Origin of the sequence: Kribbella sp. NPDC005582 (assembly GCF_040605415.1) — a bacterium.
Lineage (GTDB): Bacteria > Actinomycetota > Actinomycetes > Propionibacteriales > Kribbellaceae > Kribbella.
Genome location: NZ_JBEXCU010000006.1, coordinates 403,514 through 428,276 on the forward strand (window position 1 = coordinate 403,514; position 24,763 = coordinate 428,276).

The following is a 24,763-nucleotide window of genomic DNA, read 5'->3' on the forward strand; positions in this document are numbered from 1 at the left end:
CCAACACTGTCACAATGCGACCATGACCGAAGCCTTCCTGTACGACGCGATCCGCACGCCGCGCGGCAAGGGCAAGCCGACCGGCGCCCTGCACGAGGTGAAACCGATCCAGCTGATCACCGGGCTGCTGGCGGAGTATCGGGCCCGGAACCCGCAGCTGGATCCGGCCGTGATCGACGACGTGGTGCTCGGCGTGGTGACGCCGATCGGCGACCAGGGGATGGACATCGCCCGCACCGCGGTGCTGATGGCCGGCTACCCGAACACGACCGGCGGCGTCCAGCTGAACCGGTTCTGCGCCTCCGGTCTGGAGGCGGTCAACCAGGCCGCGCAGCGGATTCGCTCCGGCTGGGAGGACCTGATTCTGGCCGGCGGCGTCGAGTCGATGTCGCGGGTGAAGATGGGCTCCGACGGTGGCGCCTGGGCGATGGACCCGGAGACCGCGCTGGCCACCGGCTTCATCCCGCAGGGGATCAGCGCCGACCTGATCGCGACGCTGGACGGCTTCTCCCGCACTGACGTCGACGCGTACGCCGCTGAGTCGCACGCTCGGGCCGCCAAGGCCTGGGCCAACGGCTACTTCGCGCGGTCCGTCGTACCGGTGGTTGATCGGAACGGGCTGCAGATTCTCGACCACGACGAGCTGGTCCGGCCCGGTACGACGGTCGAGACGCTGGCCGGGCTGCCCGCGTCGTTCGCGGCGATCGGTGAGCACGGAGGCTTCGACGCGGTCGCTCTCGAGGAGTACGTCACGGTCGAGCGGATCGAGCACGTCCACCACGCCGGCAACTCGTCCGGCATCGTCGACGGCGCCGGGCTGGTCGCGGTCGGCAGCGCGAAGGCGGGGGAGGCGCTCGGCCAGGCGCCCCGCGGTCGTGTCGTGTCGGTGGGGGTGAGCGGTGCGGATCCGACGATCATGTTGACCGGTCCGGCGCCCGCAGCCCGCAAGGCGCTGGCCAAGGCGGGGCTCGAGCCTGAAGACATCGATCTGTACGAGATGAACGAGGCGTTCGCCGCGGCGGTCCTGCACTTCATGCGCGATCTCGACGTACCGCACGAGAAGGTGAACGTGAACGGCGGCGCGATCGCGCTCGGGCACCCGCTCGGCGCCACCGGCGCGATGCAGATCGGAATCCTGCTGGACGAGTTGGAGCGGCGCGAGCTCCGCTACGGTCTGGCCACCCTGTGCGTCGGCGGCGGCATGGGCGTCGCGACGATCATCGAAAGGCTCGCGGCATGATCGAATGGACTCAGCACGACGACGGCCCAGGAAAATACACAGTCACTCTCACCATCGATGACCCGAACGCGTCCGCGAACACGATGAACGACGCGTACGTCGCTGCGATGGGTCAGACCGTCGAGCGGCTGCAGGCGGAGAGGGCGCTGATCAAGGGCGTCATCGTCACCAGCGCCAAGTCGACCTTCTTCGCCGGCGGCAACCTCGAGCAGCTGATCCAGATCCGGCCCGAGCACGCGCAGCAGGTCTTCGACACCGTCGAGGAGGTCAAGCGGCAACTGCGTGCCCTGGAGACCCTCGGGGTTCCGGTCGTTGCCGCGATCAACGGTACGGCGCTCGGCGGCGGACTGGAGATCGCGCTGGCCTGTCATCACCGGATTGTTGCCGATGACAACCGTATCGAGCTCGGCGTACCGGAGGTGACGCTCGGGCTGCTGCCGGGCGGCGGTGGGGTGACGCGGACCGTGCGGATGCTCGGGCTGCAGGACGCGCTGATGAAGGTGCTGCTGCAGGGTCAGCGGATGAAGCCCGCGCACGCGAAGTCGGTCGGGATCGTCGACGAGGTGGTGCCTGCCGATCAGGTCCTCGACGCGGCCCGCGCCTGGATCGCGGCGTACGAGGGTGATGCCAAGCAGCCGTGGGACCGGGACGGGTACAAGATCCCGGGCGGTACGCCGTCCTCGCCGAAGCTGGCGGCGTTCCTGCCGGCCTTCCCGGCGAACCTGCGCAAGCAGCTGAAGGGCGCGCCGTACCCGGCGCCGCGGGCGATCATGAGCGCCGCGGTCGAGGGTTCGCAGGTCGACTTCGCGACGGCGTCCCGGATCGAGTCGCGGTACTTCGTGTCGCTGGCCACCGGTCAGGTCGCGAAGAACATGATCAAGGCGTTCTTCTTCGACCTCCAGGCGATCAACGCCGGGGCGTCGCGGCCGGCCGGCGTACCGGCGTACAAGGCGCGCAAGGTCGGCGTACTGGGCGCGGGAATGATGGGCGCCGGCATCGCGTATGTCTGCGCCAAGGCCGGGATGGAGGTCGTGCTCAAGGACGTCTCGCTGGAGGCGGCCGAGAAGGGCAAGGCCTACTCGGAGAAGCTGCTGGCCAAGCAGCTGCAGAAGGGCCGCACCACGGCGGCGAAGGTCGAGGAGTTCCTGAGCCGGATCACGCCGACCGCGGATCCGAACGACCTGGCCGGCGCCGACCTGGTGATCGAGGCGGTGTTCGAGAGCGAGGAGCTCAAGCAGAAGGTCTTCGCCGAGATCGCCGGCGTGGTCGAGCCGGACGCGCTGCTCTGCTCGAACACGTCGACGTTGCCGATCACGTCGCTCGCCGACGGCATCGATCGGCCGGACGACTTCGTCGGGATGCACTTCTTCTCGCCGGTCGACCGGATGCCCGCGGTGGAGCTGATCGTGGGGGAGAAGACCTCGGACCGGACGCTGGCCAAGGCGTACGACGTCGTCCGGCAGATCAAGAAGACGCCGATCGTGGTCAACGACAGCCGCGGCTTCTTCACCTCGCGGGTGTTCGGCACGCTGGTGATGGAGGGTGCGGCGATGGTCGGCGAGGGTGTCGACCCGGTCATGATCGAGCGGGCCGCGACCCTGGCGGGCTTCCCGGCGCCGCCGCTGGCGATGCTGGACGAGGTCACGCTGACGCTGCCGCAGAAGATCCGCGACGCGGCCCGCGCGGCCGGCGGGAGTGCGGGCGCGTTCGACGACCACGCCGGGATGGCCGTCACCGACCGGATGGTCAACGAGTTCGACCGCCGCGGCAAGGCGGCCGGCGCGGGCTTCTACGACTATCCGGCCGACGGGCCGAAGCGGCTGTGGCCGGGCTTGCGGGAGCACTTCGCCGGTACGTCGTCGGATGCCACGCTGACCGACCTGCAGGACCGGTTCACGTTCATCATGTCGCTGGAGACTGTGCGCTGCCTGGACGAGGGCGTGCTGCGCTCGGTCGCGGACGCGAACATCGGTTCGATCTTCGGGATCGGGTTCCCGCCGCTGCTCGGGGGCGCGCTGCAGGCGATCAACGCGTACGGCGTGCCGGAGTTCGTCGTACGCGCGCGGGAGCTGGCGGCGACGTACGGGTCGCGCTTCACGCCGACGGAGTCGTTGATCCGGATGGCCGAGGCTGGGAAATCGTTTAACTGATCACAGGCCGGTACCGTCCGCGCAACATTCCACACAATCGAACAAATAGCAGCGCGCCCGGTCTTGCGCCGGGCGCGCTTTTGGGTCAAGGTGCCAAACAGTTCTTCAACGATTCACCCGAGTAACGTCCTCGGATGAAGGCTGTTGCGGTGTTGGTTTTAGTTGTAGCGTGTGCGAAATCGGAGATGCTTAACGTCGTTAAGTAACTCGGAACTCTTGGCGCCTCTACCCCTGCGGCGCTGCTCTTCGGGAAGGTGGAACTCATGCCTGCTCATGTTCCGAACGCTGGCCTGAACCGGCGGGATCTGCTCAAGCGGGCCGGTGGTCTGGCCGCACTCGCCGCGTTCACCGCGGCCTGCGGCGGAAATACCGGACGGCCGCCCGCGAGCGGCGGCAGTGGTGGCGGTGCGAAGGTCAACCTGTCGCAGTGGTACCACCAGTACGGCGAGGCCGGCACCAAGGAGGCCGCGCTCAAGTACGCGAAGGCTTACACCGACGCGAACGTCGCGGTCGAGTGGACGCCCGGCGACTACGCCAGCAAGCTCGCCTCCGGCCTGCTCTCCAACAAGGGCCCGGACGTCTTCGAGAGCCAGCTGAACATCGGCATGGTGAAGAGCAACCAGGTGGTGCCGCTGGACGACATCATCGGCGACGTGAAGAGCGACTTCTCCGAGGGCGACCTGGCCACCAACACGATCGACGGCAAGATCTACGGCATCCGGATGATCGTCGACCCGCAGGTGATCTACTACCGCAAGTCGATGCTCGACAAGGCCGGGATCAAGCCGCCGGAGACGGTCGACGACCTGATCGCCGCCGCCAAGGAGCTCACCACCGACAAGGTGAAGGGCATCTTCGTCGGCAACGACGGCGGCAACGCGCTCGGCGGCCCCGCGCTGTGGTCGTCCGGTGGCACGTACCTGACCGACGACAAGAAGCCCGGCTTCACCAACGACCGGGCCGCTCAGGCCTTCGGCAAGCTGCACCAGCTGTACGCCGACAAGTCCGTCCTGCTGGGCGCCCCGACCGACTGGTGGGATCCGGGCGCCATCAACCAGGGCCTGGTCGCGATGCAGTGGATCGGCATGTGGGCCGTGCCCGGCATGCAGAAGGCGCTCGGCGACGACCTCGGCGTCTTCGCCTTCCCGGCACTCGACGCGCAGGGCAAGCCGGCCGTCTACTCCGGTGGCTGGACCCAGTTCGTCTCCGCGAAGAGCGCGAACGTCGAGGCGGCCAAGAAGTTCGTGAAGTGGCTGTGGATCGACCAGGCGGAGTTCCAGGAGGACTGGTCGCTGAACTACGGCTTCCACATCCCGCCGCGCAAGTCGCTGGCCGCCAAGGCCGCCAAGCTGCAGAGCGGGGTCGCGGCCGAGACCGTCAAGCTGACCACGGACTACGGCCACACCGACAACCCGTCCTGGACGCCGAAGATGGGCACGGCCTTCGCCGATCTGCTCACGAACGTGATCAAGAAGGGAGCCGACCCCTCCGCGGAGATCGCCAAGGCCGAGAAGACGGTCAACGCAGAGCTGTCACGGCTGTTCGGATGAGCAGCAGCACCGGCGTCCGCCGGCCCTCGACGGGCCGGCGGCAGAAGGGTATCGCCGGGACGACGCGGTCGTTCTGGCTGTTCGTCGGCCCGTTCGTGATCGGCCTGCTGATCTTCTCGTACCTGCCGATCATCTGGAGCCTGGTCCTCAGCTTCTTCGAGGCCTACAACACGGTCACGCCGTCGAAGTTCGTCGGGCTGCAGAACTACATCGACATGCTCACCGACTCGAACTTCGTCTCGAGCCTGGGCACGTTCACGATCTTCGCGGTCTTCATCGTGCCGCTCACCTTCGTGATGTCGCTGGCGCTGGCGCTGCTGGTCAACCAGGTGAAGATCGCGCGGGCCTTCTTCCGGTCGGTCTTCTTCCTGCCGACCGCCTGCTCGTACGTCGTCGCGTGTGTGATCTGGCGGTTGTCGATCTTCAACGGCGTTCGGTTCGGTCTGGCCAACACCGTGCTCGGCTGGTTCGGGATCGACAACATCGCGTGGCTGTCCACCGTCGATCCGCCGTGGTACTGGGTCCCGATCATCACCGTCCGGCTGTGGCTGCAGCTCGGCTTCTACATGATCCTGTTCATCGCGGGTCTGCAGCGGATCAACCCGTCGCTGTACGAGGCGGCGTACGTGGACGGGGCGAAGCCCGGCTGGCAGGTGTTCCGCTACATCACGCTGCCGCAGCTGCGCGCGACCTCGGTCTCGGTGCTGATCCTGAACCTGATCGCGGCGTACCAGGCCTTCGACGAGTTCTACAACCTGATCGGCAACGTCAACTACGCGCGGCCGCCGCTGGTCTACCTGTACGGGATCTCGCTCGGCTCGATCCAGGACCTCGGGCACGGCTCGGCCGGCGCGCTGATCCTGGCCGTGATCATCATGCTCGTGACTCTGTTGCAGACAAGGGTCTTCGGCTTCGGAAAGGCAGGTGACTGATGGCCACCGCCGAACGTACCTCGGGCACGCTGGAGCCGATCGGCTACACCCGCAGCCCGCTCGGCCGGGTCGGCGTCGGCCTGCGCTGGGTCGCGCTGTTCATCGCGGTGGTCCTGTTCCTGCTGCCGTTCTACCTGATCCTGCGCAACGCCCTGTCGACCGAGGCCGACATCACCGCACCGGACTGGACGCTGTTCCCGACCGACCTGCAGTGGGGCAACATCAGCGAGCTGTTCAGCGACACCCAGGTGCCGATCGCGCGGGCGATGTACAACTCCGCGGTCGTCGGCGTCCTCGGTACGGGCGGCCAGCTGCTGCTCGCGTCGATGGCCGGCTACGGCCTGGCCAGGATTCCGTACCGGCACGCCGACAAGGTCTTCTACGCGATCGTGGCGACGCTGATGATTCCGGGTGCGGTCACCTTCATCCCGAGCTTCATCGTGGTTTCGTCGCTGGGCTGGGTCAGCACGCTGCGCGGCCTGATCATCCCGACACTGTTCTCGGGATTTGCCGCCTTTCTCTTCCGGCAATATTTTCTGAATTTTCCGAAAGAGCTCGAAGAAGCAGCGCGCGTCGACGGCGCCGGTTATCTGGGCGTGTTCTGGCGGATCGTCGTACCGAACTCGCTGCCGTTCTTCGCGGCGATCGCCGCCATCACCTTCATCGGCAACTGGAACTCGTTCCTGTGGCCGCTGGTGATCGGCCAGGACTCCAGTTCGTGGACCATCCAAGTCGCGATGTCCACGTTCATCACCGCCCAGACCGTCAACATCCATGAGCTCTTCATGGCCGTCGCCGTGTCGATCCTGCCGCTGGTGCTGATCTTCGCCTTCCTCCAGCGCTACCTGATCCAGGGCGTCACCCAGTCCGGCATCAAGGACTGAGACTCCGGCGGGGAGTCCACCAGGCTCCCCGCCGGCCCGCCCCATACTGAGGCGATGGCCTTTCCTACTGCCGAGATGCTGGCCGATCCCGCCTTCGTCCCGCTCACCCGCCGGACGCTTTCCGATGGCTTGCGACGAGTTGGCGTGGCGGCGGGCGGCGTACTGATGGTGCATGTGCGGTTGTCGGCGCTCGGCTGGGTCGTCGGTGGCATCGACGCCGTCGTCCACGCGCTGCGTGATGCCGTCGGTCCGTCCGGGACCTTGCTCGCCTTCTGCGGGTGGGACGACAGTCCGTATCACGTGCAGTTCTGGCCTGAGCTGTGGCAACAGGCCTACCAGGAGCTCCCGGCCTTCGACCCCGCCGTCTCCTCGGCTCGCCGCGACTTCGGCCGCTTCCCCGAGCGCCTCCGCACCTGGCCCGGCGCCCTCCGCAGCTCGCACCCCGAAGTCAGCTTCGCCGCCCTCGGCCCCCACGCTGTGGACCTCTTGCCCGACGTCGACGACCCCTGGGGCTCCGACGGCCCGCTAGGCCGCCTGGTCGCCCACAACGGCTAAGTCCTCCTCCTAGGCGCCCCCCTCAACACCCTCACCCTCTGCCACCACGCCGAAGCCACCGCCGACGTCCCCGGCAAGCGCTACCACTCCTACCGCATGCCCATCCAAACCCCCACCGGCCCCGAATGGCGCACCTACCGCACTCTCGACACCTTCTACGGCGCCCTCCCGTACGACGCCCACGGCATCGAGCACCCAATCGCCGTACTGGCCGCCCACGCCCTGCAGTCCGGCGCCGGCAGCTCGGCCAACGTCGGCCCAGCGCCCACCTACCTCTTCAACGCCCAAGCCACAGTCACCGCAGCCGTCACCTGGCTAGAACAAACCTTCTAGCAGTGTCGGCAAGGACACGTAGTAGTCGGCAGCAGCCCGCACGCTTACGCCCAAGCGAGCCGCCGATCACCCCGAAGCACACACCACCACGTGTCGTTCCCGACGCACGCCAAATGCCGACCGACAGGACGTATACGCCCACCAAGTCCCAGCGCCGCCGGCTCCGAGCGGACGCCCAGCGCCCAGCACACCTATACGTCCTGTCCGTCGGCAGACGCGGTGCAGCAGCCGGCGGCAGCTCGCACGCTCATGCTTCCGCTTGGGCGAATTGCCGAGCGAGCCGTGTACGTCCTGTTCGCTGGCGGGTGCTATTCGGCGGTTTGGTAGGTGGGTGTGAGGATGGCTCGGGCGAGGGTGTGGAAGGCGAGGTTGAAGCTGACTACGGCGGGGGTGGCGGTGTCGTCGACGTCGAGGGGTTCGTCGAGGGCGTGGACGACGAAGTAGTAGCGGTGGGGCTGGTCACCGGCGGGTGGGGCGGCGCCGCCGAAGTTCTTGGTGCCGAAGTCGTTGCGGACGTGGAAGGCGCCGTTGGGGAGGCGTTCGGTGGTGCCGGCGCCGGTGTCGAGGGAGGTGACGTCGGCGGGGAGGTTGACCAGGACCCAGTGCCAGAAGCCGGAGACGATGGGGGCGTCGGGGTCGAAGCAGGTGACGACGAAGCCCGCGGTCTCGGCGGGGAAACCGGACCAGCTGAGCTGCGGCGAGGTGTTGCCGGCGGCGAAGACCTGGGCGTCGGAGAGCTGCTCACCGTCCGTCACGTCGGTGCTCGTGACGGTGAAGGTGCCTACCTCAGGAAGCAGCTGATACGGGTCCGGGGCAACGGGTCGGTCGAGCGACATCGGTGATCCTCCGCGATTGCGACGTGTGGTGAATCCGACATTACTGTCCACGGGATCGCATGCCGCCCCAGGGGAGCCGTCCGGGGATGCGAAGATCGGTGCACGAGCGCGCACGAGACCTGGAGGACATGCGGTGGAGGAGTACCTGGCGCGGATTGCGCCCGCGGACGAGGTGGCGATGCGGGCGGCTGCGGAGCGTCAAGGCCAGCTCACGAAGCCGCCGGGCGCGTTGGGCGTGCTGGAGGACCTGTCGATCCGGGTCGCGGGGATGACCGGCGTCTGTCCGCCGGTGGTGCCGATGCCGGCCGTGGTGACGGTGTTCGCGGCGGATCACGGTGTCCATGCGCAGGGCGTTTCGCCGTGGCCGCAGGAGGTGACCGCCGGGATGCTGGCGAACTTCGCCGCCGGTGGCGCTGCGGTGAACGCGTTCGCGACCAACAACCGGGTGGATGTCCGGGTCGTCGACGTCGGCGTGGCCACGCCGGTCGAGGAGCTCGACATCGTCCACGCCAAGGTTCGCCCGGGCACGCGGGACCTGTCGGTCGAAGCAGCCCTCACGAACGACGAGGTGCGGGCCGCGATCGCGGTCGGCTTCGACCTCGCCGACACGCTGGTCAAGGACGGCTACCACTGCCTGCTGACCGGTGACATGGGCATCGCCAACACGACCGCCTCAGCCGCGCTGATCGCGACCTTCACCGGCTCGACCGCCGAGGTGGTGACCGGGCGCGGCACCGGGATCGACGACGCGACCCTCGCTCACAAGACCGCGATCGTGCAGTCCGCGCTCGCGCTCCACGCCGTACCGGCATCCGACCCGCTCGGCGCACTTCAGGCGTACGGCGGCCTCGAGCACGCTGCGCTCGCCGGCTACATCCTCGGCGGTGCGGCCAACCGCGTACCGGTCATCCTCGACGGCGTCATCGCCGGCGCGGCGGCCCTCGTGGCTCAGGCGCTGCAGCCGCACGCGATCGAGTACTGCGTCGCCGGGCACCGCTCGGCCGAGCCTGGTCACGCGGTCGCATTGAAGACGCTCGGGCTGACCCCGCTGGTCGATCTCGACCTGCGGCTCGGTGAAGGCACCGGCGCTGTGCTCGCGTACCCGATCCTCGCCTGCGCGGTCCGCGCCCTCGGCGAGATGGCGACCTTCGAATCCGCCGGGATCGACTCGTGACCGACCAATACCTGTCCGGCCTCGTCCTCACCGGCCGCCGCGTCGTCGTGGTCGGCGGTGGCGGCGTCGCCCAGCGCCGGCTGCCCCGACTGCTCGAATCCGGTGCGGTGATCGACCTGATCTCCCCGTCGATCACGCCGACCATCGAGGGCCTGCTGGCGAACCCGGCACTGACTTGGCACGAGCGTGGCTACGTCTCCGGCGACCTCGAGAACGCCTGGTACGTCGTCGTGGCCACCGACGATCCCGCGGTGAACGACGAGGTGTCGCGGGAAGCCGAGGAGCGTCGAATCTTCTGCGTTCGTTCGGACGACCGCTCCCGCGCGACCGCCTGGACGCCGGCATCCGGCCAGCACGACAACGTCACGATCGGCGTACTGGGTGGCGGCGATCACCGCCGTTCGGCCGCCGTACGGGATGCGATTCTCGAGGGGCTGCGGACTGGTGAGCTCGGCGCTCGGGACGCGGCGGGCAAGCGGCCTGGCGTGTACTTGGTTGGTGGGGGACCGGGCGACCCGGATCTGATCACCGTGCGCGGACGACGGTTGCTGGCCGAGGCTGAAGTGGTCGTCGCCGACAGGCTCGCGCCGCAGCAGTTGCTCGACGAGTTGTCGCCCGAGGTCGAGTTGTTCGACGCCGCGAAGCTCCCGCGCGGCCGGGCTGCTCAGCAGGAGGAGATCAACCGGATCTTGGTTGAGCGCGGTCTCGAAGGCAAGGTCGTCGTGCGCCTCAAGGGCGGCGATCCGTACGTCTTCGGTCGTGGTTTCGAAGAGGCCATCGCCTGCGCCGAAGCCGGCGTCCCGTGGACCGTCGTACCGGGTATCACCAGCTCGATCTCGGTGCCCGCCGTCGCGGGTATCCCGGTGACGCATCGCGGTGTCACCCACGAGTTCACGGTGGTGTCCGGCCACATCCCGCCGTCGCACCCCGACTCACTGGTGAACTGGGACGCCCTCGCGAAGCTGTCCGGCACCCTGGTCCTCCTGATGGCGGTCGAGAACCTCCCCGCCATCACCGAGCGCCTGATCGCCGCCGGCCGCCCGGCCACCACCCCCGCCGCAGCCGTTGCCGACGGCACCCTTCCCAGCCAGCACTTGGTCACCGCGGACCTCGCCACCATCGCCACCACCATGCGCGACGCCGGCGTCGGCGCCCCCGCCATCGTTGTCATCGGCAACGTCGTCGACGTCGGCAACTCGGTCGGCCCCACGGACACCCCCCAGTGACCCGCACGCCGTCGTTCTCCCACCCGATCACCACCCACCCCCACGTGCCCCGCCCGGTGACCATTTCAGGGGATATCCGTTCAAATGCACGGGGACGGGGAGGCGTACGTGCTGCCCGGGTGGGGCGGGGTGTGGGCGTGAGGGATGGGGTGGCGTGAGTCGGCTGGTTGAGGTGACTAATGCTGCGGATTCGCGGCTGGCGGATTATGTGCAGCTGCGGGAGGTGAACCTGCGGCGGTTGCTGGAGGAGGAGCACGGGCTGTTCATTGCCGAGGGCGACAAAGTCATCCGGCGGGCGGCCGAGGGTGGGTTCGAGCCGCGGTCGTTTCTGCTGGCGCCGCGGTGGCTGGAGTCGCTGGACGACGTCCTGGCCAAGTGGCCCGAGACGCCGGTGTACGTCGTGTCGGAGGAACTGGCCGAGCAGGTCACCGGGTTCCACGTCCACCGGGGTGCGCTCGCGTCGTACCGGCGTACGGCGACCGCGCCGCTGGAGCAGCTGCTGACCCCGTCGGTACGGCGGATCGCGATCTTCGACGACATTGTCGATCACACGAACGTGGGCGCCGGGTTCCGCGCGGCCGCGGCGATGGGTGTGGATCTGGTGCTGGTCACGCCGACCTGCGCGGACCCGCTGTATCGGCGCTCGATCAAGGTATCGATGGGGACTGTGTTCCAGGTGCCGTGGACCCGGCTCGACAGCTGGCCGGGCTCCTTGAGCGTCCTCAAGGAGCAGGGATTTGTGTCCGCCGCGCTGGCGCTCACCGATGAGTCGATCACGTTGGATGACCTGGTGGCGCGCAACGACGAGCGGCTGGCGCTGATCTTCGGGACTGAGGGACACGGGCTGAAGCCGCATGTTCTCGAGCAGGCGGAGCTGACGGTGAAGATCCCGATGGCCGGGGGCGTCGACTCGCTGAACGTCGCCAGCTCGGCCGCCGTCGCCTTCTACGCGACGCGCCCGCAGGAGACGCGGCGCGAGGAGACGCGGCACGAGGAGACGCGGGCTTAGTAGCCGACGGCATCGATCCGCGCGGCGAGCGGTTGCAGGTCGGCGACGAACTGGTCGAGCTCCTCCGAAGTGAGGCTCGCATAAGCTGGCGCGGCCGCGGCGTCGGTCTGCGCTTCGATGCGGTCCTTGAGCTCCCGGCCGGCCACGGTGAAGCTATAGCCGGAGTCGACCAGCCCACGAGCGCGTAGGCCCTCGACGACGGCCTCCAGTTGAGCATCCGTCAGCGGGTCGAGCCGACCGTACTCGCGCGGCTTCATCCCACCGTCCAGAGCGGCGAGGACATGAGCCTCCTGCCCGTCGATGCCAGCGGCGACCAATGCCGCGTTGTGCCCGTCGCCGCGATGCTCGCGCAGCAGCGTGGCCGCGTGCCAGAGCCGGGCCAACGGCTCAGTCGGTACGGCGATCGACCGCAGCCCGGCGTACAGCGGACGGCCTTCGACCGGTGCGCTCATCGCCAACCGCAGGGCCAGGTCGGCCGCCCGAGCGATCGCCGGAGTATCGGCCAGCGGACCGAGGATGCGCCGAAGAGCCGCGACGCAACCGGCCTCCCGCGCAGCGAGGGCGGCGCCAGGAGTGGTGATCTCCCAGACGCCGGTGTAGAACTCGTCGGCCATGCCGGGGGCGAAGTTGTAGAAGATCGCGTCCACGACCGCGGCCGGCACCTGGCCCAGTGGCGCGGCCCGACCGGCGAAGTAGAGCGGCCAGTAGTTGGCCGAGTCGAAGCCGATCGCCTCCATCGCCTCGTTCGGTTCATCGGACATGTAGGCCACCAGGTGGAGCGGCTCCAGCAGATCGCGGCCCAGGTAGCGAGCGAGATTGGTCATCGTGACCTCCGGTGGTCGGCTGGATCCGGCCCGTTGCCGATCCCTCACCCTGGCTACGACGTGGCCCCGCCTGATTCGACACCCACCCCAAAACTTCCCCGATCCATCTCTTGACCCCACTCCGGGAATGCGCAATCCTGCGAGGAAAGCGCATTCCCACAGAACAGTGAGGCCCGCATGGAGTACGAGGCACAGGTGTGGATCGACGGATGGGCCGAGCCGCCGGCGTCGGACTGGTCGCCGGTCCTGGACAAAGCAGCCGGTACGCCGTTCGCCCGGTACGGGACCGCATCCGCCGAACAGGTCGACCGGGCCGTCCGGAGCGCTCGCCGGGCCCAGCCGGGCTGGGCCGGGGTCGACGCGAACACCAAGTGCGAGATCCTGCGGGCCTTCGCCCGCGAGCTGGAGAACCGCCGCGACGAGTTGCTGACGCTGATCATCCGCGAAACCGGCGGCACGAAAGAGAAGGCCGAGGAGGAGCTCGGCCAGTCGATCAACCAGCTGCTGAACTCGGCCACCCAGCTGACCGAGAACGCCGGCGCGATCCTGCCGCCGTACAAGAACGGCAAGATCTCGCTGTCCCGGGCGGTCCCGCTCGGTGTGATCGGGCTGATCGTGCCGTGGAACTATCCGATGAGCCTCGCGATGCGCGCTCTCGCGCCGGGTCTCGCGTACGGGAACGCCGTGGTGCTGAAGCCGGCCGAGCTCACGCCGATCGCGGGCGGCCAGGTGCTGGCCGAGGCGGCGAAGGCGGCCGGCGTCCCGGCGGGTGTTTTCAATGTGGTCCCGGGAGACGGCCCGGAAACCGGGAGAACGCTGTCTGAGCATCCCGATCTCGATCTGATCCACTTCACCGGCTCGTTCGAGGTCGGTCAGCAGATCGCGGCGTTCGCGGGCAAGAACTTCCGCGCCGCGGCGACCGAGCTCGGCGGCGACAACGCGTTCGTCGTACTGGACGACGCGGATCTGGATCAGGCGGCGAGTTGCGCGGTGTGGTCGTCGCTCTGGTACCAGGGCCAGACCTGCATCACCGCCGGCCGGCACATCGTGATGCGCTCGGTCGCCGACGAGTTCACCGCGGCCGTGGTCGAGCGGGTGGCCAAGCTACGCGTCGGCGACCCGCTGCGGGACGACGTCGACCTCGGCCCGATCATCACCGAGACCCAGCTGAAGCGCTTCCACGAGGGTCTCGTCGAGCCGTCGATCGCGGCCGGCGCCAAGCTCGCCACCGGCGGCACGTACGACGGCCTGTTCTACCAACCGGCCGTGCTGACCGGTGTAACGCCGGAGATGCCGGTCTTCACCGAGGAGATCTTCGGCCCGGTGATGCCGATCACCGTCGTCGACTCCGAGGCGGAGGCGCTCGACCTGGTGAATCGCCACCGCACGTTGATGAACTCGGTCTTCACCCAGGACCCGATGCGCGGCCTCGCCTTCGCCGAACAGGTGAAGAGCAACGAGGTGCACGTGAACGACGGCTATGCCCGGCACGGCGGCGAAGGCCAGCTGGCCGGTTACACCCACCGGCAGTGGATCGGGATCCAGACCACGCCGACCGACTACCCGGCCTGGGCCCAGAAGTGAGGACACACATGTACGTACGTATCGGCGCCGGTGTGCTGGCGGCCGCGTTGGCGCTGACCGCTTGCTCGGGCAACGACGCGAAGACGAGCAGTGACACCAAGACGAGCAGCGGACCGATCGAGCTGACCTATGTCAACTGGGACGGCGGGATGGACAAGGTCGTCGACGACTGGAACAAGCTGAACCCGAACATCCAGGTGAAGCTGAGCAAGCCGTCGGGCACTGGCTACACGCTCTACAACAAGCTGATCACCAACAACAAGGCGGGGACCAACCCGGACATCACCGAGGTCGAGTACCAGGCGTTGCCGGCGCTGATCGCGAACCAGGTCGTCGTACCGATCGACGACTACGTGAAGGGTCTGGACACCAAGTACGACAAGGCCTCGCTGTCCCAGGTGCAGTTCGAGGGCAAGACGTACGGCGTACCGCAGAACGTCTGCCCGATGGTGTTCTTCTACCGCAAGGACATCTTCGACAAGCTCGGTCTGAAGGCGCCGGCGACCTGGGCCGAGTACGCGACCACGGCCGCGGCGATCCACAAGGCCGATCCGAAGAAGTACATCGGCAACTTCACCGCCGCCGACCCGGGCTGGTTCGCGGGGCTCGCGCAGCAGGCCGGGGCCAACTGGTGGAAGGCCGACGGCGACACCTGGACGGTCGCGATCAACGACGCGGCCAGCAAGAAGGTCGCCGGCTTCTGGGACGGCCTGATCACGAAGGGCCTGGTCAGCCCGCAGCCGAACTGGTCGGCGCAGTGGAACACCGATATGAACAACGGCACGCTGATCGGCTGGGTCGGCGCCCAGTGGGGGCCGAACCAACTGCCGTCGATCGCCAAGGACACCGCCGGGAAGTGGGCGGCCGCGCCGCTGCCGGCCTGGACCGCGGGCGACACCACTGTCGGCATCTGGGGCGGCGAGACCGAAGCCGTCACCGCCAACTCCAAGCACCCGGCCGAGGCGGCCAAGTTCGTCGAGTGGATGAACTCGTCCGAGGCGGGCATGTCTTCGCTGATCAAGAACGTGCAGGCGTTCCCGGCGTCCCCGGCCGGTCAGCAGTTGCCTGAGCTGAAGACACCGCCGCCGTTCATGTCGAACCAGCCGGACTACAACACACTGATGGCGACCGCGGCCAAGGGCGTGCGCACGTTCGACATCTGGGGCCCGAACGCCAACGTGACCTTCGATGCGTACTCGAACGCCTTCGGTGGCGCGCTGCAGAAGAAGACACCGCTCTCGGGCGCTCTCGACACGATGCAGGACGCGACCGTGAGCGACATGAAGAAGCTCGGCTTCCAGGTCGCCGGCTGAGATGAGCAGGCCCACCAAACAGTACGGCGGGTCGCTGCCCGCCGTACTGGTCACTCCAGCAGTCGCGCTGCTGGCGCTCTTCACGGTCGCCCCGGCGATCTATGCGATCTTCCTCAGCTTCCGCCGGCTCAAGGTCGGCCGCGGTCTGCTCGGCGGCGGCAAACCCACCGAAGTGTGGACCGGCCTGGCCAACTACACGGCCGCTCTGAACGATCACGAGTTCTGGGCGAGCCTCGGCCGGATGCTGCTGATCGCCGCGTTCGGCGTCCCGGCCACCGTCGTACTGGCGACTGTTTTCGCGTTGTGCCTGGATGCCAAGAGGGCCCGGCTGATCGGGTTCGCCCGGCTGGCGATCTTCCTCCCCTACGCCGTTCCTGGTGTCGTCGCGAGCCTGTTGTGGGGCTTCCTGTATCTCCCGGCGACCAGCCCGATCGGCGGCGGCACGATCGACTACTTCGGGACCAAGGGCATCTTCTTCAGCGTCGCGAACGTGGCGGTCTGGGGCGTGGTCGGGTTCAACATGGTGATCCTCTACACCACCGTGCGCAGCCTGCCGCGCGAGCTGTTCGAGGCGGCCGAGCTCGACGGCGCCTCGGAGTTCCAGATCGCCGTCCGGGTCAAGCTGCCGCTGATGGCACCGGCGGTCGCGATGGTGGCGTTGTTCTCCGTCATCGGCGCCCTGCAACTGTTCAACGAGCCAACCACGCTGAAGCCGCTGGCGAACGCGATCTCGTCCACCTGGGTCCCGCTGATGCGCGCGTACACGGACGCGTTCGTCGACAACAGCATCTACGAGGGCGCGGCGACGTCGTTCCTGCTGATCCTGATGACGGTCGCGGCCACCGTGGTCGTGTCGGCGATCGGCCGCCGGATCGGGAGGAGCCGATGAGGCCGGTCACGAGACAGCGGACGCGCTGGGTGCCCACGCTGATCCTGCTGATCGGTGCCCTGTACTGCGTCCTGCCGGTGCTGTGGATCGTGATCGCGGCGACGAAGACGAACGACGAGCTGTTCTCCACGGCGCCGTTCGTGCCGGTCTTCCACGGCGGCTTCTGGTCGAACCTGGACGCCTTGTTCAGCTACAACAACGGCATCTTCGGCCGCTGGGTGCTGAACTCGGTGATCTACGCCGTCGGCGGGGGATTGTTGTCGACGGCAATCGCCGGGGCGGCGGGTTATGCCTTGGGCAAGTACCGGTTCACCGGGAGCGTCGTGCTGTTCCGGACGATTGTGGCCGCGGTACTGCTGCCGCAGATCCTGCTCGCGGTCCCGCAGTTCCTGCTGCTGGCGAAGTTCGGGATGACCAACAACTACGCCGCGGTGCTGCTGCCGCAGCTGGTCAGCCCGTTCGCGATCTACCTGTGCAAGATCTACTCCGAGGCATCGGTCCCGGACGAGATCATGGAGGCGGCCCGGATCGACGGCGGCAGCGAGTGGCGGATCTTCCGGCTGGTCGGTGCGCCCTTGATGCTGCCGGCGCTGGTGACCGTGTTCCTGCTGCAGTTCATCGGGATCTGGAACAACTTCCTGCTCCCGTTCGTGATGATCAACGACGATCACCTGTATCCGCTGACCCTCGGCCTGTACGGGTTGATGATCATCACCGGTGGGCAGGCCGCGCAGTACTCGATCGTGATCGCCGGTGTGCTGGTCTCGATCGTGCCGCTCGCGATCCTGTTCCTCAGCCTGCAGCGCTACTGGAAGCTCGATCTGATCAGCGGCGGGGTCAAGCTCTGAAGTACGCCGCCGTCGCCTCGTCCGCGGGGTAGTAGGACTCGACAGCGAGGTCTTCCAGGGTCAGGTCGAGGGGAGTGCCGAAGGTCGTGATCGTCGAGAACATCCGCAGTTCGACGCCGTCGACGCGGATCACCATCGGGATCACGACCTCGGCCTCCGCCACCTCACCGCCGTCATCCGGTCCGAGGAGTTCCTCGTACAGCGCGGTCAGCCGGTCGTTCGGCGCCGCCGCGAGTTGCCGCCGTACCCGGGAGCGGAAGACGCGCCGGGTGTCGCCGAGGTTGACGACCAGCCCGGCAAGGCCGCGCGGGTCCAGTCCGAGCCGGAGCAGGTTCATCGGCGGTTCGAGCAGCTCCGGCGCGATGCCGGCCAGGAACGGATCGAGTGCCCGGTTGGTCATCACGATGTCCCAGTTGCGGTCAAAGGCCAGTGCTGGATACGGCTCGTGGGCCCGCAGCACTCGTTCGACCGCAGCTCGCGCCATCGACAACGCCGTACTGTCGAGGGGGCGTTCGGCGTACCGGGGTGCGAAGCCGGCCGCGAGCAGCAGGGCGTTGCGTTCCCGCAGCGGTACGTCGAGTTGCTCGGCGAGCCGGAGCACCATCTCGGCGCTGGGCCTCGACTTGCCGGTCTCGACCAGACTGACGTGCCGGGGCGAGACGTCGGCCGCGATCGCGAGATCGAGCTGGCTGAGCTGACGCCGGTGCCGCCACTGCCGCAGGAGTTCGCCGATCGTTGCCATGGTCATCGAGCCTACTCAGCTTGAGCGGGTTGTCGATGAAATGCGAGTTCATCGACAGACACCGAGCACCGCCACGACACTGCTCCGCATGACAACTGAGAACGAACAACTCGTCCAGCAGGCACTCGGCCGGCTCCTGGGCCCTGGCGGTGCCGCAGCCCTGGAACCCTTGCTGAGCAGGGATTTCCGGCATCATCGACCGGACGGTCTGGTCCGCACCAAGAGCGAGTGGCTCGCGGACGTCGGCAAAGCGCTGATCCCGCTCGCGGAGATGAAGGTCGAGATTGTGCACCTGTTCTCCGGTGGCGATCACGTCGTAGTCCACACGCGTCGGCAGTTGCCCGACAGCGGGCCGGCGATCGTGGTCGTCGACATCCTGCGGATCGCCGACGGACTGATCGCCGAGGCCTGGGAGATCATCGAGCCGGTCGCCGAGGCCGCGGCCCACCTGCACTGGTGGGAGCTATAGCTGCGGCGTGCTGGCGCGGATGACTGGATAGGCCGGCACAGTTCGCCGGGTCAGCACCTCGTCGGTGGTGGTCGCGCGGTAGACGGCCTCCTGCGCGACGGCGTTCAGCGCGACATGCACCGTCGTCAGCTTCGGTACGACGTCGCGCAGCGTGCTGATGTCGTCGAAGCCGGCCACCCCGACGTCCTCCGGAACCCGCAGACCGCGCTCGCGCAGACCGGCCAGCGCGCCGAGCGCCATGTCGTCGGTGACCGCGAAGACCAGATCGAGTGCGCGCGCTTCGGCATCGCTCAGGCCGAGGATGTACTCACGGGCGCCGGCCCAGCTGAAGCCGGGTTCGTGGACGCGGGTGCCGGTGACTCCGGACTCGGTCAGCCCGGTCACGAACCCTTCGACCCGCTGCCGCATGGAGAGCAGGGGAGTGTCGCTGCCGAGGACCAGGCAGTTGCGGTAGCCGAGCGCCGCCAGTTCGCGCGCGAGCTGGCGGGAGCCGGCGTGATTGTCGAAGTCGACGGTCTCGAACGGCAGGTCGGACCGGCTGATCAGGACGACTCGGCCGCCGGTCTCCTCGTACCGTTGCAGCTCGTCGATCAACGCCTGCTCCGACGGCGGATCGACGTACCCGGTACCGGCCAGGATGATCGCGCGCGGCTGCTGGCCGCGCAGCTCACGGATCAGGTCGAGCTCGCGCTCGGCCTGGCGTTCGGTGACCGCGATCGAGACGTGCAGCCCGATCGCCTCGGCCTGCTTCATGATCTCGGCGGCCATCGCGGAGAAGTACGGGTCCGAGATCAGGCTGATCACCAGCGCGATCGTGCGCGACGTGCCGCGCGCCATTGCCTGTGCGGGCAGATTCGGGGTGTATCCGAGCTCGCGGGCGGCGCTGAGCACCCGCTCGCGGTAGCTTGGAGCGACCCGGCGGGAGCTGCCGTTCAGCACCCGCGAAGCGGTCGGCTGGGAAACGCCGGCGGCCCGCGCGACATCGTCGAGCGTGACTGGACGCTTCTGCGTAGATTCCCCCGGACCGGTCATCGGGGCAGTTTATCGACTAGGGGGAGACGATGCGTACGACCGAACGCCTGATCCTGCGGCCGTTTCAGGACAGCGACCTGGATGCCTGGGCCGCGCTGAACGCCGACCCCGACGTGATGCGGTACGTCGGCGGTCCGCTCACCCGCGCCGATTCGGACCGGGAAGCCGCCGGAATCAACCGCCAGTGGGAGGCCGAGCACTTCGGTTTCCTGGCCATCGAGCGGATGAGCGACGGCGTCTTTCTAGGGGCCGGCGGACTGTCTCGCGAGCCCTGGACGCCCGACACGCTCGAGGTCGGCTGGCGCCTGGCCCGCGAGCACTGGGGACATGGCTATGCCACCGAAGCCGCTGCCCACTGGCTCGCCTACGGCTTCAACGAGCTGGGGCTCACGCGGATCGTCTCGGTCACCGACACTCCCAACGAGCGCAGCATCGCCGTGATGCGCCGGCTCGGGATGACCTTCGAGCGCACCGCGGACCTCGAGGCCGACGGTGAGCGCTTCAACGCGACGATTTATTCGGTGACGGCCGAGGCCTTCGGCATGATCTGATACCGGCATGCCGAAGGTCGTTCTCGTCACCGGATTACAAGCGTCGGGAAAGTCGACCGTCGCGCCGCTCCTGGCCGCTCGCCTCGGACCGCCGGCCGCGACGCTGGACGGCGACGTGTTCTACCACGGCGTGGTCGCCGGCGCCGAGGTGATGACACCGAACCCGACCGCGGAGGCGGTGCGCCAGCTGGAGCTCCGGTACGCCGCGAGCGCACTTGTGGCCCAGCATTACGCGGACAACGGATTCGACTTCGTGGCCAGCGACATCGTGCTCGGTGAGCACGTCGAGCGCTGGTTCGACCAGCTCCACGGTGTCGACGCGTATCTCGTCGTACTGAGGCCGACGGTCGAGTCGATCGTCGAGCGCGAGCTCGGGCGCGGCGGCAACAACTCCTACCGGGACTGGCAGAACGACGGGTCGCTGGCGGACGCCGTACGGGCGTTGGGGGTGGGGCTGGAGGAGATTCCACGCCGGGGACTGTGGGTGGACACCACCGGTCAGACCCCGGAGCAGACCGTCGACGTGATCCTCGCCGACCTGGAGAAGGCGCGCTGGTAGCGGCCTAGGTCGCGGGGACCTCTTCGTCCTCGTGGTCGACCATCGGGCTGACCGGCCAGTCCTCGGGGTAGTCCGGGGCGAGCTCCTCGGCCTCGTTGAACAGGCGCTTGCGGTACTTGCGGGAGAGGCGATCGCCGAAGACCGTGCCCTGGGTGTGGTCGGTTTCGTGCTGGAGGCAGCGGGCCAGCAGGCCGGTGCCCTCGTAGGAGACCGGGTCGCCGTGCTCGTCGACGCCGGTGACCTTGGCGAAGTCGGGGCGGGCGCACTTGGTGAAGGCGCCGGGCAGCGACAGGCAGCCCTCGTCACCCTCGTCGAGGCGGCGGTCCTTGCCCTCGGGGAGCTCGATGACCGGGTTGCAGACGACGCCCTCGACCCGGTTGCCGTCCTTGTCGGGGCAGTCGAAGATGAACAGCTGCAGGTCGACCCCGACCTGGTTGGCGGCCAGGCCGACCCCCTCGGCGGCGTCCATCGTCGCGAACATGTCGGCGACCAGCGCCTGCAGTTCGGGACCGAAGTCGGTCACCGGCTTGTTGAGGTGGTGCATCACCTCGGTGCCCCAGCGGGTGATCGGCCGGACGGAGCCACGCTCGTACTTCGAAACCATGCGGGAAATCCTATCCGGCCGATCGCTGCTACTTCGCGTTGACCTCGTCACGCCACGCGACCCAGTCGCGGAGCAGGCCGGTGTCGTAGTCCGGGCCGGAGGCCGAGACGGTGAACAGCCGGGTGCCGACGTCGAGCAGGCCCTTGCCGACCTCCTCCGGCGACTTGTCGCCGACCGCGGTCGAGCGCTCGATCTCGCCCGGGTCGCGGCCGATCGTCTTGCAGTGCTCGTCCAGTACGGCGTGCTTGTGCGCGATCGTCTCGGCGTCACCGAAGCCGTGCCAGATGTTGGCGTGCTGCGCGACCAGCTTGAGCGTCTTCTTCTCGCCGCCGCCGCCGATCAGCACCGGGATGTCCCGGGTCGGCTTCGGGTTCAGCTTGGCCCAGCGCGCCTCGATTCGGGGCAGCGCCTCACCGAGGGCGTTCAGCCGGCCGCCCGCCGTACCGAACTCGTAGCCGTACTCGTCGTAGTCACGCTCGAACCAGCCGGAGCCGATGCCGAGGATCAGCCGGCCGTCGCTGATGTGGTCGACGGTGCGGGCCATGTCGGCCAGCAGGTCAGGGTTGCGGTAGCTGTTGCAGGTCACCAGGGCGCCGATCTCGACCCGCTCGGTCGCCTCGGCCCAGGCGGCCAGCATGGTCCAGCACTCGAAGTGCAGGCCGTCCGGCTCCCCGGACAGCGGGTAGAAGTGATCCCAGTTGAAGGCGATGTCGACGCCGATCTCCTCGGCCTGGGCGACGGCACGCCGGATATCGGCGTACTGCGCGTGCTGCGGCTGAATCTGGAAACCGATCCGGACGGGGAAGGCCGCGTACGGACGGTCGGTGGACTCGGAATCTGTCATGGTGGAGAGTCTATCGGGCGTTTCGGAGGACCCTCCGGATCGGGTCGGGGGACGGACAGTGGGAGGGCCTGCCGCGATGCCGGACGAGCACGAGATCGACGAGTTCGCACGCCTGTTCACCGGGTTCCTGGAGCGGATGCAGAACCATCGCGCGGCCGGGATCAACCGGACTGGTCTGCGCGACAAGCTGATGGAGCATCTGGGCGCTGAGCCCGAGCAGGTGCCGGTGGTCTCGTCGAGCTTCGCGCCGTACGACCTGCCGAACGTGCAGCGCGCGATCGAGGCCTGGTTCGACTCCTTCGAGGTGGTCGGTCTGGCCGGTTCGAACCGCGGGCACTACTCGCTCGGCGAGGTGCTCGAGCTCGCCGTCTACGACCGGTTCGGGATCGGGGCGGTCGACTACGTCCGGGTCCCGGTCGACATCGACGAGGAGATGGACTGCGTCGCCTTCGGCTTCTACCTCGGTGTCCAAGGCAACGACCGGTACGTCGCTCTGTTGCGCGCCCCGAACCAGCAGTACGGCCGATCGACCGTGGACCTGGAGGTGCTGACAGTCGGCGCGGGTGCGGGGGACCGGTTCCTCAGCGCGCTGCCCGAGCTGATCCGCACCCACAACGTGTTCCGTGGCAAGGTCGTGTCGTTCGAGGGCAGCGAGTTCGGTCAGGGGCTGGGGCCGTTCCGGTTGCATCCGCGGCCGGGGATCACGCGCGACGACGTGGTGATGCCGGACGGCGTCCTCGAGCGCGTCGAGCGTGAGGTGGTCGGGATCGCAGAGCACCGCGAGACGCTGCTGGAAGCGGGTCAGCACCTGCGGCGCGGCGTACTGCTCTACGGCCCGCCCGGCACCGGCAAGACGCATACCGTTCGCTATCTGCTGTCCCGGCTGCCCGAGTTCACCGTCGTACTGCTGGCGGGTACGAGCATCCACTTCATCGCCCAGGCCTGCGCGCTGGCGCGGATGCTGCAGCCGGCCCTCGTGGTCCTGGAGGACTGCGACCTGGTCGCCGAGGCTCGCGACTACTCGCGCGGGATGGAGAACCCGCTGCTCTTCCAAGTGCTGAACGAGATGGACGGCCTGGCCCAGGACGCCGACGTCGCCTTCCTGCTCACCACCAACCGCGCCGACCTCTTGGAGCCGGCGCTGGCCCAACGCCCCGGCCGCGTCGACATGGCCGTCGAGGTCCCGCTCCCCGACGCCGACGGCCGCGCCCGCCTCCTCCGCCTCTACGGTCCCGCGCTCGACCTGTCCACCGAGATCGTCGACGAAGTGGTCGCCCGCACCGAAGGCACCACGGCCTCCTTCATGAAGGAGCTGGTCCGCCGTACCGTCCTACTCGCCGCGCAAGCCGGCACCCCACCCGGCCCCGACCACATCCGCACCGCCGCCGACGAGCTCCTCTCGTCCCGAGACGCCCTAACCCGCCGCCTCCTCGGCGCCACCCCCGACGCGCACGCCGCTCGAGCACCCGAGCCAGCTCCGGCACCGGCTCCGGCACCCGCGCCAGGACTTGCCCCGCCCGGCATGGTCGGCACCTACACGTCCAGCCTCCAAATCGCGTACGACGACTAGGCGCCGGCGGCCTCCTGGGCTGCCAGTACGGCGTCGGCGTGGCGGGCGGCCCAGTCGCCGAGGGCGTTGATCGGGACGAGGAGGTCGTGTCCGGCTGGGGTGAGCGAGTACTCGACGCGGGGCGGAGCTTCGGCGTACCGGTGTCGCTCGACCAGGCCGCTGGCCTCGAGCCGGCGCAGCGTCTCGGTGAGCACCTTCTGGCTGATACCGCCGATGCGCCGGCGCAGGTCGACGGGCCGGGTCGGGCCGTGGCTCAGGGCGTAGAGCACGACCATCGGCCAGCGGCCGCTGATGAGTTCGACGGCCACGCGGGCTTGGCAGTCCGAGAAGAAGTTCGGCTCCACGGCGTCCATTGTGCCGGGCTGTTGGGCACCTGTTGGTGCGTTTCGGGCGGTCTAGCGTCCTCGACATGCGAATCGGAATTCTGGGCAACGGCGGAATGGCGGAGGCGCTCGGGCGGCACTGGGTGCAGGCCGGGCACGAGGTGCTGGTCGGCGGGCGAGACCTGTCCCGTGCCGCGGAGACGGCGGAGCGAATCGGTGCGACCTCCGGTTCGTTGCAGGAGGCAACGTCGTACGGCGAGGTGGTGCTGCTCGCCGTACCGGCCGAGGTCGTGGTCGAGGCGGTCACGCGGCTGTCGATCGCCCCCGGCACAGTGCTGATCGACTGCACGAACGCGATCGAGCACAGCGATTTCACGCTCGCACAGCCCGCCGTGGCCGAGGCGATCAGCGAGGCTGTCCCGCATGCCCAGGTGGTGAAGGCGTTCAATCTGGCCGCGGACACGGTGTGGCGAGCTGCGCCGCACGTCTTCGAGGGCGGTCCGCTCGGGGTGCCGCTCTGTGGTGACGAGCCGGCAGCGGTGGAGCGGGTAGCCGGGCTGGTTCGGGACATCGGTTGTGAGCCGGTGCCCTCCGGAGGGCTCGTGCGCGCCGCCCTGCTGGAGGCGACCGCCGCGTTCGCGATCGGTATCTGGGTGACCGGCGGCGATGTCCGGGGCTTGTTCACGCCGCTTGGCGCTGCCTAGCTCTCGCCAAACTTGTCG

General features: G+C 68.3%; 24 protein-coding genes and 1 pseudogene. 18 read left to right on the forward strand and 7 right to left on the reverse strand.

Going from position 1 to position 24,763, the window contains the following annotated elements:
* Positions 1 to 22 precede the first annotated feature (22 nt).
* The 6 genes and pseudogenes from ABZS29_RS31195 (at position 23) to ABZS29_RS31220 (ending at position 7,644) form a co-directional block, all read left to right on the forward strand.
* A complete protein-coding gene (locus tag ABZS29_RS31195; RefSeq protein ID WP_355467322.1) occupies positions 23 to 1,240 on the forward strand; it encodes an acetyl-CoA C-acetyltransferase in 1,218 nt (405 codons plus the stop codon).
* Positions 1,237 to 3,390, forward strand: coding sequence for a 3-hydroxyacyl-CoA dehydrogenase NAD-binding domain-containing protein (locus ABZS29_RS31200; RefSeq protein ID WP_355467324.1), 2,154 nt, complete (start codon positions 1,237 to 1,239; stop codon positions 3,388 to 3,390). The genes ABZS29_RS31195 and ABZS29_RS31200 overlap by 4 nt, the downstream gene beginning before the upstream one ends.
* A gap of 263 nt (positions 3,391 to 3,653) precedes the next feature.
* Positions 3,654 to 4,940: a sugar ABC transporter substrate-binding protein gene (locus tag ABZS29_RS31205; protein ID WP_355467326.1), complete on the forward strand. Its 1,287-nt coding sequence runs from the start codon at positions 3,654 to 3,656 to the stop codon at positions 4,938 to 4,940.
* On the forward strand, positions 4,937 to 5,872 hold the full coding sequence (locus tag ABZS29_RS31210) for a sugar ABC transporter permease (protein ID WP_355467328.1): 936 nt from the start codon (positions 4,937 to 4,939) through the stop codon (positions 5,870 to 5,872). The genes ABZS29_RS31205 and ABZS29_RS31210 overlap by 4 nt, the downstream gene beginning before the upstream one ends.
* Positions 5,872 to 6,756 carry a carbohydrate ABC transporter permease gene (locus ABZS29_RS31215; RefSeq protein WP_355467330.1) on the forward strand — a complete coding sequence of 295 codons (885 nt, stop codon included), beginning with the start codon at positions 5,872 to 5,874 and terminating at the stop codon, positions 6,754 to 6,756. Before ABZS29_RS31210 ends, ABZS29_RS31215 begins: the two co-directional genes overlap by 1 nt.
* 165 nt (positions 6,757 to 6,921) lie before the next feature.
* A pseudogene (locus ABZS29_RS31220) lies at positions 6,922 to 7,644 on the forward strand (AAC(3) family N-acetyltransferase).
* Positions 7,645 to 7,952: 308 nt separating this feature from the next.
* Here ABZS29_RS31220 and ABZS29_RS31225 read toward each other — a convergent pair.
* The gene (locus ABZS29_RS31225; RefSeq protein ID WP_355467332.1) at positions 7,953 to 8,480 is read right to left on the reverse strand and encodes a YbhB/YbcL family Raf kinase inhibitor-like protein; all 528 of its coding nucleotides are present in this window, start codon (positions 8,478 to 8,480) and stop codon (positions 7,953 to 7,955) included.
* Positions 8,481 to 8,613: 133 nt separating this feature from the next.
* Here ABZS29_RS31225 and cobT point away from each other — a divergent pair, with 133 nt between their 5' ends.
* The 3 genes from cobT (at position 8,614) to ABZS29_RS31240 (ending at position 11,889) form a co-directional block, all read left to right on the forward strand.
* Positions 8,614 to 9,654, forward strand: a complete 1,041-nt coding sequence (gene cobT, locus ABZS29_RS31230; protein WP_355467334.1) for a nicotinate-nucleotide--dimethylbenzimidazole phosphoribosyltransferase — start codon at positions 8,614 to 8,616, stop codon at positions 9,652 to 9,654.
* Entirely contained in the window at positions 9,651 to 10,880 is a 1,230-nt protein-coding gene (gene cobA, locus ABZS29_RS31235; protein WP_355467336.1) for a uroporphyrinogen-III C-methyltransferase, read from the forward strand. The genes cobT and cobA overlap by 4 nt, the downstream gene beginning before the upstream one ends.
* 154 nt (positions 10,881 to 11,034) lie before the next feature.
* Positions 11,035 to 11,889: an RNA methyltransferase gene (locus tag ABZS29_RS31240; protein ID WP_355467338.1), complete on the forward strand. Its 855-nt coding sequence runs from the start codon at positions 11,035 to 11,037 to the stop codon at positions 11,887 to 11,889.
* Here the strand turns inward: ABZS29_RS31240 and ABZS29_RS31245 are convergent.
* Positions 11,886 to 12,713: a MarR family transcriptional regulator gene (locus ABZS29_RS31245; protein ID WP_355467339.1), complete on the reverse strand. Its 828-nt coding sequence runs from the start codon at positions 12,711 to 12,713 to the stop codon at positions 11,886 to 11,888. The two genes, ABZS29_RS31240 and ABZS29_RS31245, sit on opposite strands and share 4 nt — an antisense overlap.
* Before the next feature lie 177 nt (positions 12,714 to 12,890).
* Between ABZS29_RS31245 and ABZS29_RS31250 the strand changes: the two genes are divergently transcribed.
* From ABZS29_RS31250 to ABZS29_RS31265, 4 genes are read left to right on the forward strand one after another with little or no spacing between them, the layout of a single operon-like run.
* Positions 12,891 to 14,297, forward strand: coding sequence for an aldehyde dehydrogenase family protein (locus tag ABZS29_RS31250; RefSeq protein WP_355467341.1), 1,407 nt, complete (start codon positions 12,891 to 12,893; stop codon positions 14,295 to 14,297).
* 8 nt (positions 14,298 to 14,305) lie between these two features.
* Complete coding sequence (locus tag ABZS29_RS31255; protein ID WP_355467342.1) at positions 14,306 to 15,610, forward strand: sugar ABC transporter substrate-binding protein; 1,305 nt, start codon at positions 14,306 to 14,308, stop codon at positions 15,608 to 15,610.
* Between the two features lies 1 nt (position 15,611).
* On the forward strand, positions 15,612 to 16,499 hold the full coding sequence (locus ABZS29_RS31260) for a sugar ABC transporter permease (protein WP_355467344.1): 888 nt from the start codon (positions 15,612 to 15,614) through the stop codon (positions 16,497 to 16,499).
* A complete protein-coding gene (locus tag ABZS29_RS31265) occupies positions 16,496 to 17,347 on the forward strand; it encodes a carbohydrate ABC transporter permease (RefSeq protein WP_355467346.1) in 852 nt (283 codons plus the stop codon). The genes ABZS29_RS31260 and ABZS29_RS31265 overlap by 4 nt, the downstream gene beginning before the upstream one ends.
* Here ABZS29_RS31265 and ABZS29_RS31270 read toward each other — a convergent pair.
* Positions 17,337 to 18,095: a helix-turn-helix transcriptional regulator gene (locus tag ABZS29_RS31270; RefSeq protein ID WP_355467348.1), complete on the reverse strand. Its 759-nt coding sequence runs from the start codon at positions 18,093 to 18,095 to the stop codon at positions 17,337 to 17,339. The two genes, ABZS29_RS31265 and ABZS29_RS31270, sit on opposite strands and share 11 nt — an antisense overlap.
* 82 nt (positions 18,096 to 18,177) lie before the next feature.
* Here ABZS29_RS31270 and ABZS29_RS31275 point away from each other — a divergent pair, with 82 nt between their 5' ends.
* A complete protein-coding gene (locus ABZS29_RS31275) occupies positions 18,178 to 18,558 on the forward strand; it encodes a nuclear transport factor 2 family protein (RefSeq protein ID WP_355467350.1) in 381 nt (126 codons plus the stop codon).
* On the opposite strand, the gene ABZS29_RS31280 is transcribed toward ABZS29_RS31275, so the two are convergent.
* Positions 18,553 to 19,590, reverse strand: coding sequence for a LacI family DNA-binding transcriptional regulator (locus tag ABZS29_RS31280; RefSeq protein ID WP_355467352.1), 1,038 nt, complete (start codon positions 19,588 to 19,590; stop codon positions 18,553 to 18,555). The genes ABZS29_RS31275 and ABZS29_RS31280 overlap by 6 nt on opposite strands.
* 29 nt (positions 19,591 to 19,619) lie before the next feature.
* Between ABZS29_RS31280 and ABZS29_RS31285 the strand changes: the two genes are divergently transcribed.
* Both ABZS29_RS31285 and ABZS29_RS31290 read left to right on the forward strand, forming a co-directional pair.
* Positions 19,620 to 20,141 carry a GNAT family N-acetyltransferase gene (locus ABZS29_RS31285; protein ID WP_355467353.1) on the forward strand — a complete coding sequence of 174 codons (522 nt, stop codon included), beginning with the start codon at positions 19,620 to 19,622 and terminating at the stop codon, positions 20,139 to 20,141.
* Positions 20,142 to 20,148: 7 nt separating this feature from the next.
* The gene (locus ABZS29_RS31290) at positions 20,149 to 20,700 is read left to right on the forward strand and encodes an AAA family ATPase (protein ID WP_355467355.1); all 552 of its coding nucleotides are present in this window, start codon (positions 20,149 to 20,151) and stop codon (positions 20,698 to 20,700) included.
* A gap of 4 nt (positions 20,701 to 20,704) precedes the next feature.
* Here ABZS29_RS31290 and def read toward each other — a convergent pair whose 3' ends face one another.
* Positions 20,705 to 21,304 (reverse strand): peptide deformylase, encoded by a 600-nt coding sequence (gene def / locus ABZS29_RS31295; protein WP_355467356.1) that lies wholly within the window; start codon positions 21,302 to 21,304, stop codon positions 20,705 to 20,707.
* Between the two features lie 28 nt (positions 21,305 to 21,332).
* Positions 21,333 to 22,148, reverse strand: coding sequence for an LLM class F420-dependent oxidoreductase (locus ABZS29_RS31300; protein ID WP_355467358.1), 816 nt, complete (start codon positions 22,146 to 22,148; stop codon positions 21,333 to 21,335).
* Between the two features lie 58 nt (positions 22,149 to 22,206).
* On the opposite strand from ABZS29_RS31300, the gene ABZS29_RS31305 reads away from it, so the two are divergent.
* Positions 22,207 to 23,718: an ATP-binding protein gene (locus ABZS29_RS31305; protein WP_355467360.1), complete on the forward strand. Its 1,512-nt coding sequence runs from the start codon at positions 22,207 to 22,209 to the stop codon at positions 23,716 to 23,718.
* Here ABZS29_RS31305 and ABZS29_RS31310 read toward each other — a convergent pair.
* Positions 23,715 to 24,062 carry a helix-turn-helix domain-containing protein gene (locus ABZS29_RS31310; protein WP_355467362.1) on the reverse strand — a complete coding sequence of 116 codons (348 nt, stop codon included), beginning with the start codon at positions 24,060 to 24,062 and terminating at the stop codon, positions 23,715 to 23,717. The two genes, ABZS29_RS31305 and ABZS29_RS31310, sit on opposite strands and share 4 nt — an antisense overlap.
* Before the next feature lie 65 nt (positions 24,063 to 24,127).
* On the opposite strand from ABZS29_RS31310, the gene ABZS29_RS31315 reads away from it, so the two are divergent.
* On the forward strand, positions 24,128 to 24,745 hold the full coding sequence (locus tag ABZS29_RS31315; RefSeq protein ID WP_355467364.1) for an NAD(P)-binding domain-containing protein: 618 nt from the start codon (positions 24,128 to 24,130) through the stop codon (positions 24,743 to 24,745).
* Positions 24,746 to 24,763 lie beyond the last annotated feature (18 nt).